Here is a 10,892-nt window from a genome sequence, read left to right on the forward strand (position 1 = left end):
TTGCGTCCCGCCACGCGGCTGATCCTGACGAGGGCCTTCGAGTGGCGGCTCTGGCCGTAGGCGCCGACACGGACACTCTTGCCTCAATGACATGTGCCCTACTGTGCGCGGCTATCGCCGGCAAATGGCTTAAACGTTATGCTGGTGGCATCCAGGACGAGGCATTTCTTGAGGGGGTTGCTGAAGACCTCCTCTCGGACGAGGAAACGTCCCACTCTGATGCGGGTCCAGTCAGCCGCAAGACGCTGACCGCTTTCGTGGAAGCGTTGGAAAAGAAGCAGGTGGGGGAGGTGACTCTGCCAAACGGACTCGACGCCTCCATCGCGCGGTGGCCCGGCTTGATATCGAAGGTTCGGTCAACTCACGCGGTAGGCTTCATTGCTCACACCCGCGATGGGCAGACCTACTTCCTGAAGAGCTTCCGCAAACAAACAGCAGATCAGCCGGATTTGCTACGGTCTCAGGCCGAGCCCAGCGAGATCAAGGTCGGCATCAGAATTGCGGTGACGGATCTGCGCCGTTCACGGCATTTCTACCACGATTTGCTCGGCATCGCGATCAGCAGGGAGACCCTCAAGTCGATCAACTTCGGCGGCGGTCTAGCGATTGGTGTGGGTCAACCAAACGCCGCTGGCGCCGGCAATGTGCTGATCTACATCGAGGTCGTTGATGTGGATGCCTGCCAATCGCGCCTCGTAGCCGGCGGATGGGTAATTGAGTCGGACATCATCGCTCGCGGTGACCGGAGGCGCTTTATTTGCTCCGATCCGGATGGCTACGCGCTTGAATTATTTCAGAGGTCCGATCGCACGGTGTGACCGAGCAAAGCCAGGTCCATTCGTGTGGGCAGCTTCGACGAAGGTGCGTTCACAATTTGTACCGTTTACAGCTGCTAGTCCGCAATCTAGGGTGTTGCACACCAACATTCTGGAGTGCGCCTTGTCCATACTCTACACACCAGGGCAGGTGATGGCAGCGCTCTCGCTTAGCAAGCAACAGTGGCGTACCTATCGTTCTGCACTGCCCCACCTCAATCCGGAGGCGGGACGATCGGCTTGCTTCAACGCCGGCGATCTCCTGGCGGCAGCGGTCGTTCAGGCCGGCACGACAGCGTTGCAGATGTCGGTCTCGGCATTTTCGCCCGTGTCAGAAGCGCTATTTGAGCTCTGCAGCGCACACTCATGGCCTCGCCTTGAACGTGCTCATCTCGTGCTAATTCCCGCTCAGGGCCGCGTTGTGCTCGTCGACTCCGAACAGCGCGTGCCGGCTTGCGCGCTGGCAGTGGTCGTTGAACTCGCGCCGCTGGTTGCTGCACTACGTGAGCGCTTGCTGGCTCTTGGCAGGGATCCTCAGCATGATCTCGCCTTTCCCCCTATGGTCGCGGGCGGCAGGCCGTGAGCCTCGCAAGCATCCTCGATTTGGTCGCAAAGCAAACGGCGATGCTTGGGTATCGCGACGATGCCGTGCGTCGAGAGTACGCCTATAGCGATGTATGGGTAGCCTCCGGCGGCACGCGCTCAGTTCCAATGGTGGCGTTTACACAGACACCGCCATCCTATCGCTCGGCCGCATTTGCGGTGGCAGAGGGAACTGCGGATGTTGCCCAGGCCTTGGTTGAAAGCCACCGCGCGCTCGGGGCGCCATTGTTCTTCGTGGTTGAAGGCGACCAGGTATCATGCTGGCAGGTTTATGCTCGCAAGGCGCCGAGACTGCTCGAGCGATTCTCCGTCGATAGCCTATCCGAGACATTTCATCGGCATAGGAACGAGTGGGCGCCGGACGTCATCCATCGCGCAAAATCGATTGGGCGCGTCGACGTTCAATACCAACGCGACTTTGTAGATATCGGCCTCATTCCGGCGATAGAGGGAGAGATACATACCAAACTCGATCGCCTGATCCGGGAGGCGGTCGCGGACGTACGACACGTCAGCAATGGCGAGGCGATGCGCCTTCTGTTCCGCGGCGTTTTCCGTTTGCTCGCCGCAAAGATATTGACTGATCGGCAGAACCTCCGCGCCCAATCTTGGGATGCGGATAATGTGGCCGACGTGCTTTCCGCGATGGGCGACTATTACTCTCTCGGCAAAGACGCGCAGATCTGGCCAGCACGTACTCTAGCGATGCTTGGCCCCGTCTGGAGTGCGTTCCGCACGGGCTTCAACGTCGCTAATATCTCTGCCGATGATCTTGCTTATGTGTATGAGTCGACGCTCGTCACACCGCAAGCGCGTGCGCAATTCGGCACACACAGTACGCCGCGGCACGTCGCCGACTATGTTCTTGACCGCTTCAGGCTTTGGGAGTTCGGCACCGAGCCGCTTAATGTGTACGAGCCTTTCGCCGGTGCTGGCGTTTTCCTCGGCTCTGCACTCCGCCAGATGCGCGATGGCTTGCCGCATAACTGGACTGACAAGCAGCGGCATGATCTGCTAATCAGACATATCGGTGGCGCGGAGATCGATCCGTTCGCCTGTGAGGTCGCCAAGCTATCCCTGATCTTGGCGGACTATCCCAATGCCAACGGGTGGCAAATCGAAGAGAAGGACCTATTTTCTAGGGGCACACTCTCGGACCGCCTCAAGGGCCAGGACGTGATCCTGTGCAATCCGCCGTTCGAGGCATTCACCGCCGACGAACGAGCGCAATATCCCGATGCTCATGCGGTAGATGGCTCGAAGGCGGTCTTCGCACTTGCGACCGCCCTGCAGGCCAAGCCGAAGATGCTCGGATTCGTGGTGCCGAATACGATGCTAGTTGACCGACGCTATCGCGCGCAGCGCCGTGAGGTCGAAGAACTCTATCGTGAAATTGAGCTCGTCTCGCTGCCGGACGGCGTGTTCAATGTCTCTCAGCTCGACACCGCGCTGCTGATTGCCCGCGACTTGAGGGAAACCGGGACGGCGCAGCGCCTCCGGTCGAGCGCGGTCTTTGATGCTGACAAGAAGCGCTTCGCGGTAGATCGCATGCCTTCGCATGTTTCGGAAGAAACGCGCGATGAACCGGCGACCGGTGACGGAACGCTCTGGTCGCCGCCGCTCCAGCATGTGTGGAGCGCACTGCAGGAATTTCCACGTCTAGGGGATTTAGTCCACGGCCACTGGGGGCTGCGCTGGCACGGCGAATTGAAGACGACTCCCCGGGGGTTCGACCTGCCGGGCAAGGACCGCGTCCCCGGCTATATGGACAGTAGTGCTCTCGACCAATTTGTTCTTGGCGCTCCCCGATTTCTCGATGCTGGGCCCGGAGCAATCCGGTGGGGCGATACCTACGACTGGAGTGCACCCAAGATCTTGGCCAACGCTGGCCGACTGAGTCGCGGTTATTGGCGTTTGGCGGCCGCCGTCGACCGCGATGGACGACGCGCCTCTCAGCAACTCATTGCCTTCTGGCCGGTCTTGAGCCACGCCCATATCGACCTTGACGCGGTAGCCGCGCTGCTAAATGGCCCGGTGATCAACGCATTTCTTGCCGAACATTCTTTCGACAAGAGATTCCGTATCCGTACGATCGAACGAGCGCCAGTCCCAAAGCACATACCCGAAACGCTTGGCGATCTCAGTCGCGCCTATGCTGCAGCAGCACAGCGAGCGGAAAGCAAACCTGAAGATCTGACTTCACTGCTATCAGCGATCGACGCGCTGACAATTGACGCATATGGCCTGAGCGCGGATCTGAGACGCGATCTTCTTGCGGCATTCGGGACGAACGAGCGTCCTGTCCGCGGCGTTCCGTCGCGCCGGCGATCTAGGAAGACGCTCGTAAGCGGCGTTGCGCCCGCCCTTCCTCTCTTCGTCGAAACTCCAGTCGAAGTCGATCATGGTGAGGAGCTAGAGGCCCCGCTTTCCGACGAGGAAGCCGCCCGACAGGTAAGGTCGATCGCGAAGGTTGTGCCGGTCGAAAATTGGGCTGGGCCTGCTCTGCCCGAATCGGGGCTGCGTGAAGCGTTGGCGGTTCCCGCAGCTGAGCTAGCGGCATGGGTTCGCGCGGGCCAAGTTCTCGGCTTTTCCGATGGAGAGGGCGCCACTCTCTTTCCGATCGAACAGTTCGTTGACGGCGCGCCTGTTGCGGAGCTGAATGAGGTTGTCTCAAGCATTGGCGATGCGCGTGTAGCGTGGCTTTGGTTGACGCAACCGCATATTCGGCTTGATCGCCAGACCCCGCTTCATATTCTCAAGATGCGCGGAGTTGAGGAACTGCGTCTCCTCATTGAACGCGATTTTCGCTGAATAGTATGACGCTTGAGGCGGCCGCCCTAACAAAGGTCACGTCTGCCTTCAGGCCAAAGGCATATCAGCGCGTTTTCCCCCTCGCTCACATAAGCACGCCCCTAGGCACTGGCCCAGGAATGGCACGATTCAGCAGCCTCAAAGGTAACTTTAACACGCTGTATGCAGCGGCGTCGCTCGCAGCCGCTGTCGCCGAGACAATCATCCGCGACAGATTCGAGGGGGTGACTGTTCGGCGCCTGTTCACCTCGGAACTCGCGGGCTCGTGCGTAGCTCCGCTAACTGCCACTGCCCTGCTCGACCTAGTCGACCTCCGCACAGATGGATGCTTCCAGCTCGGAGTGTCGACCGACATTGCAAGCGCCAGGGGAGAGGACGACGGATGGGCTGCATCTCGCGAACTCGCTCAGTATATCCATGACCACACCGCGCTCGATGGCTTCCTCTACCGGTCGCGGCTGACTGGCGCGAACTGTGTCGCGGTATTCGACCGCGCCGTCGCATCAAAAATGACGGCCGGGACTGCGCGGGCTTTGCCTGCCGCGCGGCGTCTCGCCGATGCACTTGCAGCTCTGAGTGTAGAAGTAATTCTCTAGTGTCGATGTAGTTCGCCATCAGATATCCGGTCCGCGATCCGTCCGCCCACCGTTGACCGCCTTTGAGTGGAGGACGCGTTATTACGCCGTTGAGATGGCGCGGAGCGTCATCTCGTTGATGTTTGAGGTTGGGTCAATTCGGTGTCCGGCGACCCCGGAAGTTGAGAACCGCGCTTGAAAACGCGCGCCCGTGGGGGCCATCCGACGCCGCCGAACGCGCTCTTCCTATCGCCCAATCGATCGTGGTGCCAACCCGCGCTTGCCATTCGGGCTGCGCTCGCCGAAGATTCCCTTGATGAAGAATGACGTGGATCATCTGCCTGCAGTCCAACAGGGCGAACTGGAACGGGTCCAGCGCGTACTGATGGAGGAGTTTGCCGAGGCGATCGGCAGGGCGACGACGCCAAGCCGCAAGAACGGCAAGATTCTCAAGATCGTCCTATTTGGATCGCACGCGCGCGACGATTGGGTCGATGATCGCGATAGCGGGTATCAGTCGGACTTCGACCTACTGGTGATTGTCAATCATGACGACCTCACCGACATCGCCCATTACTGGTACGTGGCTGAGGATCGTATCCTGCGCGATGCCACCATCGCGCGACCGGTGAACATCATCGTCCATTCGCTCGACGAAGTGAACCAGTCTCTTAAGCGGGGCGAGTATTTCTGGGTCGACATCGCCCGGGATGGGGTCATCCTCTACGAACTGCCGTGCCATCCGCTGGCGACGCCAATGCCGTTAACGCCTGCCGACGCCTTCCAGATGGCAACGGCCTATTTCCAGGATTGGCTGAACAAGGTCGATCGCTCCATCCGGACCGTCGAACTGCAGCTGAGGGAGGGAGGCGACGATGAGGGGTGGCGGAAGGACGCTGCCTTCATGCTGCATCAAGCCACTGAACGAGCATATATTTGCTTCCTGCTCGTGCGGACTTTTTACTTCCCAAAGTCACACAACATAAAGTTTCTGCGCTCCCTCGCTGAGGACAACGAACCGCGGCTGATAGAGGCCTGGCCGCGCGACAGCCGGCTAGACCGACGGCGGTTTCAGTTGCTCAAGCGCGCCTATGTCGAGGCCCGCTACTCGACAGCCTATGAGATCAGCTTCGAGGAATTGGACGCGATCCTGGCTTGTGTCCGAGCGCTTCGGGATATTGTCGCGCACGTTTCGCGAGAGCGCCTGGAGGAGTTGCGTGCGGCAGCCGGAGCGTAAATTGCTATCAAATTCAGCGCCCTGGCCTTGAATCCGGGCGGCCAAGCCCCGACCTCCTGTTCATCGTTCAACAACGGAAAGGAGGTGGTCAGATGTCTCATTGTCACATGCCGCGCGCGGCAGGATTTTCGAGCATGACCTCCACCGCGGGGGTCCGGCTCGGCTGAGCCGTCCGCGTTCGGATGTACAATGGAAAGGCCGTCCCGAGAGGGGCGGCCTTTCTCTATATGCAGCCTTGCCCTCGCATGACCATTATGGCGGCATGCTGGTGTTCCTCGATTTTGAAGCATCCTCGCTCGCCAAGCGAAGCTACCCGATCGAGGTAGCGTGGGTATTTGCCAACGGTCGATCGGAAAGCCACCTGATCATGCCCGCGCCGGACTGGACCGACTCGGATGCGGACGCCGAGGCAATCCATCGCATCGATCGCGGGACCTTGCTGCTCGACGGCACGCCGCACCGGCTGGTGGCGCAACGGATGATGGACGTCCTCGCAGGGCATGACCTCCTTGCGAGCGCGCCGTCCTGGGACGGCAAATGGCTGAGCGCGCTGCTGCGGGCGGCGGGATTGCCGCGGCATAGCCTCCGGCTCCGCCGGACCGACGAGGCACTGCGGGAATGCGCGGCGACGATCCTGGGCGAAACGGTCCCGCACGAGATGCTCGCGAGCGCGGTCGATAGGATTCTTGCCCGATATGATGGGGGCGCGACCGGCGACGCGCCGGCGCATCGCGCCCTGCCGGCTGCCGAGGCTGAACGTGCCCGTTGGCTCGCAGTCTGGGCGGCCGCGCGCGCCCTCGCGGCGGAGCAGGGTCGGCACTGAGGCAAATTCATACTCCAGGCGTGAGCCTTATAGGTCGGGCAAAACCTGGTCGGCACGGCCCCAGCCGGACAGCGCCTTCGAGCCTGCGCGCTTCACCAGCTCGGCAGCATCCCCGATATGGAAATGGGACGGCTTGTCGATCGTCTCCATCTCCTTCCAGGTGATCGGCACGGCGACCGGCGCCTCGGGCCGGGCCCGCACCCCATAGGGCATCACAGCGGTCGCACCGCGCTGGTTGCGCAGATAATCGACGAAGATCCGGCCCTTGCGTTGGACCTTCGGTAAAGCGGCAGTAAAATTCTCCGGATCGCTCTGCGCCACCGCCTGGGCCAGGCGGTGAGCGAAGTCCTTCACTTCCGGCCATTCGGCCTTGGGAACGAGCGGCGCAATGACATGGATACCCTTGCCGCCGGTCACCATCGGGAACGTCTCGAGCCTGATCAATTGCAGGATATCGCGGAAATGGAATGCCGCCTTGCGGACCGCTTCGAAATCGAGCCCTTCGTCCGGGTCGAGGTCGAACACCAGCCGGTCCGCCTTCTCGACATCCTCGATGCGAGCGCCCCAGCCGTGGAATTCGATGGTGCCCATCTGGACGCAGGTCAGCAGCCCGTCGGCGGTATCGATGAAGAGATAGGGCTCCTCGTGCCCGTCCTTCTCCAGGATGCCGACATGGTCGCCGCGGTCGCCCTGACCCTTCGGTGCCTTGCTCTTGGCGTGCTGCTGCACATCCTTCGCGAGCGACCGGCCGACATCGTCGGACTCCTTGAACTGGCCCTCGTCGTCGCGCCGGACGTAGCGCTCGTCGGTGCCGGTATCGATCAATTCGCGTTTCGACATGACTCTCTCCTTGGTCAGCACGAAACGAGAACGTCCAAGTGAGTCGGAGGTTCAGCGGATTGATGGATGTTGGACGAGCGCCCCATAGATTGCAGGTCGGAATTGCGCCCCAAAATCGGTCGTGCAGACCTCATCGACGAAGCCCCCGAAAGCGGACCCCCTAAATTCCGCAGAATTGCGAGAAGACCGCTTGCAAGGCATGGTGGCAAGATGGGTAGCAGCTGTAACGTATCGATTGATGGATTTAGCTTCTGGGGTACCAAAAGCTATGTGGACGATGCGACGCTTTCGGTTTTTCACGAGCGAGATCGGCAGAAGCGCAGGATGCGCCGGCCGCAATATGGCGGGCGTAAACTCGAAAAGACGATCATCTACGCGGTTGATGCCCAAGCGATGCGCGAAAGGCTCGACGCTATGGGCTACACGGTCGCCCACGCGCGCGCCGATTATGCGCGAGGTCTCTCCGAGGAGTACGAGCTCTATCTTGGCGCAGGTTTTTCGAAGACGGATCGGAAGCGCGTCAAGGATTGGACTTATGACCGTTGGTGCGCCGCGGTCGCGCGCCTCGTTCCCCAAGGCTTCCAGGTCTGGAGCGCTGACAAATTTCCGGGCGATCCAGATGCGGAACGGATCTCCGATGGCCTACGAAGCGGCCTAGGCTCCTATTTTTCGGATCCACGATACATGCTTCGCGGACTGCTCGATGCATTGCCCGGTGCACAGGAAGCCATCCTCGACGTCACCGACCTTATTGACGCTGGCTATTACGAAGGTGCTGAGGCGATCTGCGACGAGGCTCGGCGCGGTTGGGCCCATGAACACTCGCTCTACGGCTCCATTCTGCTTCTCACCGAGGGCAAGACCGACACGCGTATTTTGCGCGCAGCGTTCGAGGCCATCTCGCCGCATCTCGCCAGCCTCTATGGATTCCTCGACTTCGAAGGGCTGCGGATCGAGGGAAGCGCAGATATGCTCCCGAAGACAATTCGCTCCTTCGTTGGAGGTGGAATCAGTCAGCGTGTGATCGCCATCTTTGACAATGACACCGCGGGCATTGCTGCCATGGGCACGCTCAGCAATATACGCCTGCCTGACCACGTACGTGTTATGACGCTGCCGGAGAATCAGTTCGCGAAAGCCTATCCGACTCTCGGACCGCAGGGCGTGTCGATGATGGACATCAATGGGATGGCCTGCGGAATCGAAATGTATCTGGGCGCCGAGGCGTTAAGCAACTCTGAGGGCAAGCTCCGACCTGTGCGATGGACCGGATACCACCAGAAGCTTGGACGCTATCAAGGCGCGGTCGAGGACAAAGATGGAATCGCGCGACGTTTCTTGGAGCGCCTCGGAGAGTGCGCTGGCTCTGCCGAAGCGCGTGAATGTTTTCCCGTACTCGCGACGGTGGTGGATGCGATTGGCGCGCAGTTCGCCGGGACCGAGCCGCGGATGAAGAGCCCACGTGAGAATCTGTCTGACGGATGATCGGCGCCATTACTATTCGTGATCCGATCGAGTGACCAATTCAGGCATTGGTGCAATTGAAGTGAGGGCATGTGTCGATGGCAACGAAGAAATGGCCAGAGATTCCTAAAGACGCGATCCGCTGGGTGCGATCTGTTTTTGCCGAGGCAAACCGTAAGGCGACCGAGCGGCTGATCAATGTCCCCAATATCCGCGAGACCTCGCTCGACGATGGGCTGATCGAGGCGATCACACCCCTTTCAGCCCCTAGGCTCCTACCATCAGGAGCAGTCGTCGAACTGCAGGTTCATAATATCGGAGGGCTACGCAGGGTCGGGAAGTGGGAGACGGCCGACATCGCGATCCTAGTGTTCATTTACGACCACAATCAGCTGGTTGCTCAGAAAATCGGTCTGCTTCAGTCTAAACGACTCTATCCGCTCAATGGAGATGTCGATGACGCTGACCCGCTGGGGTTTGCTTACGGAATGAACGCGTTCTTGCATCGCCAGCCTGGGTCGCCATTGGGCATCCTGCGCCGCAAGTTCGAGTTCGACGAAAGCAGCGTTTACGGCGCGCTTCATGCGGGCGACAAGCAGGTTGAGGTGATCGACGATTTCAACAAACAGTTCGGCGAAGCAATCTATTATTTGTTCTACAACCCGCCGGACCTGCCATCGACCATGCACTATCCGGCGACAGAGCTTCGAACCGTGACCGAACCACCGTTGGGATGTCGGGTTTTCACCGCCGACGAAGTTCATGCCGTGTTGGACACGCTCGATAATGGGCACAATCCATCCATCGGTGAATTGCAGACGGAGGCCGAACTTTCGAACTGGAGGCTCGAAACATGGGTAGCGGACCTCCTACTGGCCTGCAAAGTCGGCCAGCAATTCGACGAGACGCGCGAGGAACTGGTGAGCCGACTGATCGAGCGCCGATCCGGGCCGATCGGAGCCGCGATAGCAGTGTCGATCGCGCTTCCTCAGGAAGGCTAACGCACGCCTAGACAAGGACAGAGGGCGCGGTTCGGTAATTTCCCGACGAATGCTTGATATTTGATGGCGATGCATCCCCACCGTTTTAGGTCAGCAGAGCGAAGGACAGCATTCTTGGTCCGCTTACCTAAAAGCTGTTAGGCAGAAATTGGCCCATTTGCAGTCCCTTCATACTTACCTTGATTTCACATTCCATAGCGCTTGTTGCCGCCGCTGGTGATGCAGTAGCGGCCGCCGCGTGGGCCGATGCAGATTTGGCCGCTGCCGCAGGGACATGAGCCGCTGCTTGAGCTGAACCTGGATCGCGTGCGGCGCTTGGCTGTGGCGCGCGCGGTGTGAGTTCTGGACGCGGTGTTGAGCGATAGTGGCGAGCGGTAGCTTGTGCTGCTATTGGCTTTCGCTTTGGTGGTTGTGTAGGTCGTCGAATAGACGCCTGTGCCGGTAAACGCTGCGCTGTGGCTGGCGATCAGCCCGGACGCGACCCAGCAGGATGCGCCGGACTTGCGGGCGACGCGGGACCAGGTCGCTTTGGTCGCTGTGACGGATACCTGAGTGCCAGGGGCTAGGCGTGCGACGACCTTTGCTTTGGGGCTGGGCGCGGCACGACAGAGCGCGGCCTGCGACCCGATCTGGGCGGCGTTCGCAGTGCCCGAGCAAAATAGCGCGATTGTTGCGGCAATTAGCCAGCTGAGTTTCATTCAGCCTCTCCCCTAGTTTATTGAG

Annotated in this window: 9 protein-coding genes and 1 pseudogene; 8 read left to right on the forward strand and 2 right to left on the reverse strand. The window is 60.2% G+C overall.

All coding sequences use genetic code 11. The features are described 5' to 3' along the window. Nucleotides 1-41: 41 nt before the first annotated feature. The 6 genes from G4G27_RS07180 to G4G27_RS07205 all read left to right on the forward strand — a co-directional run bounded on the left by G4G27_RS07180 (nt 42) and on the right by G4G27_RS07205 (nt 6,864). A complete protein-coding gene (locus G4G27_RS07180) occupies nt 42-818 on the forward strand; it encodes a VOC family protein (RefSeq protein WP_183112696.1) in 777 nt (258 codons plus the stop codon). 121 nt (nt 819-939) lie between these two features. After that, nucleotides 940-1,398: a hypothetical protein gene (locus G4G27_RS07185; RefSeq protein WP_183112697.1), complete on the forward strand. Its 459-nt coding sequence runs from the start codon at nt 940-942 to the stop codon at nt 1,396-1,398. After that, nucleotides 1,395-4,229: an N-6 DNA methylase gene (locus G4G27_RS07190; RefSeq protein ID WP_183112698.1), complete on the forward strand. Its 2,835-nt coding sequence runs from the start codon at nt 1,395-1,397 to the stop codon at nt 4,227-4,229. The genes G4G27_RS07185 and G4G27_RS07190 overlap by 4 nt, the downstream gene beginning before the upstream one ends. 119 nt (nt 4,230-4,348) lie before the next feature. Further along, nucleotides 4,349-4,825 carry an RES family NAD+ phosphorylase gene (locus G4G27_RS07195; RefSeq protein WP_244624594.1) on the forward strand — a complete coding sequence of 159 codons (477 nt, stop codon included), beginning with the start codon at nt 4,349-4,351 and terminating at the stop codon, nt 4,823-4,825. Nucleotides 4,826-5,120: 295 nt separating this feature from the next. Next, a complete protein-coding gene (locus tag G4G27_RS07200; protein ID WP_183112700.1) occupies nt 5,121-6,041 on the forward strand; it encodes a nucleotidyltransferase and HEPN domain-containing protein in 921 nt (306 codons plus the stop codon). A gap of 262 nt (nt 6,042-6,303) precedes the next feature. Beyond that, nucleotides 6,304-6,864, forward strand: coding sequence for a transcriptional regulator (locus G4G27_RS07205; protein ID WP_183112701.1), 561 nt, complete (start codon nt 6,304-6,306; stop codon nt 6,862-6,864). A gap of 27 nt (nt 6,865-6,891) precedes the next feature. Here G4G27_RS07205 and G4G27_RS07210 read toward each other — a convergent pair. Further along, nucleotides 6,892-7,536 (reverse strand): annotated as a pseudogene (locus tag G4G27_RS07210) (DNA ligase D); the annotation flags it as partial. Nucleotides 7,537-7,914: 378 nt separating this feature from the next. Here G4G27_RS07210 and G4G27_RS07215 point away from each other — a divergent pair. Both G4G27_RS07215 and G4G27_RS07220 read left to right on the forward strand, forming a co-directional pair. Further along, nucleotides 7,915-9,189: a HEPN/Toprim-associated domain-containing protein gene (locus G4G27_RS07215; protein WP_183112702.1), complete on the forward strand. Its 1,275-nt coding sequence runs from the start codon at nt 7,915-7,917 to the stop codon at nt 9,187-9,189. A gap of 77 nt (nt 9,190-9,266) precedes the next feature. Beyond that, nucleotides 9,267-10,169 carry a hypothetical protein gene (locus G4G27_RS07220; RefSeq protein ID WP_183112703.1) on the forward strand — a complete coding sequence of 301 codons (903 nt, stop codon included), beginning with the start codon at nt 9,267-9,269 and terminating at the stop codon, nt 10,167-10,169. 185 nt (nt 10,170-10,354) lie between these two features. On the opposite strand, the gene G4G27_RS07225 is transcribed toward G4G27_RS07220, so the two are convergent. After that, nucleotides 10,355-10,867: an SH3 domain-containing protein gene (locus G4G27_RS07225; protein WP_183112704.1), complete on the reverse strand. Its 513-nt coding sequence runs from the start codon at nt 10,865-10,867 to the stop codon at nt 10,355-10,357. Nucleotides 10,868-10,892 lie beyond the last annotated feature (25 nt).

The organism is Sphingomonas sp. So64.6b, assembly GCF_014171475.1.
Classification (GTDB): Bacteria; Pseudomonadota; Alphaproteobacteria; order Sphingomonadales; family Sphingomonadaceae; genus Sphingomonas; species Sphingomonas alpina_A.

What these genes read in the sequence shown, in the direction of transcription:
- G4G27_RS07195 (WP_244624594.1), top strand. Translation starts at nt 4,349, where the DNA reads ATGGCACGATTCAGCAGCCTCAAAGGTAACTTTAACACGCTGTATGCA.
- G4G27_RS07200 (WP_183112700.1), top strand. Translation starts at nt 5,121, where the DNA reads ATGAAGAATGACGTGGATCATCTGCCTGCAGTCCAACAGGGCGAACTG.
- G4G27_RS07205 (WP_183112701.1), top strand. Translation starts at nt 6,304, where the DNA reads ATGCTGGTGTTCCTCGATTTTGAAGCATCCTCGCTCGCCAAGCGAAGC.
- G4G27_RS07215 (WP_183112702.1), top strand. Translation starts at nt 7,915, where the DNA reads ATGGGTAGCAGCTGTAACGTATCGATTGATGGATTTAGCTTCTGGGGT.
- G4G27_RS07220 (WP_183112703.1), top strand. Translation starts at nt 9,267, where the DNA reads ATGGCAACGAAGAAATGGCCAGAGATTCCTAAAGACGCGATCCGCTGG.
- G4G27_RS07225 (WP_183112704.1), bottom strand. Translation starts at nt 10,867, where the DNA reads ATGAAACTCAGCTGGCTAATTGCCGCAACAATCGCGCTATTTTGCTCG.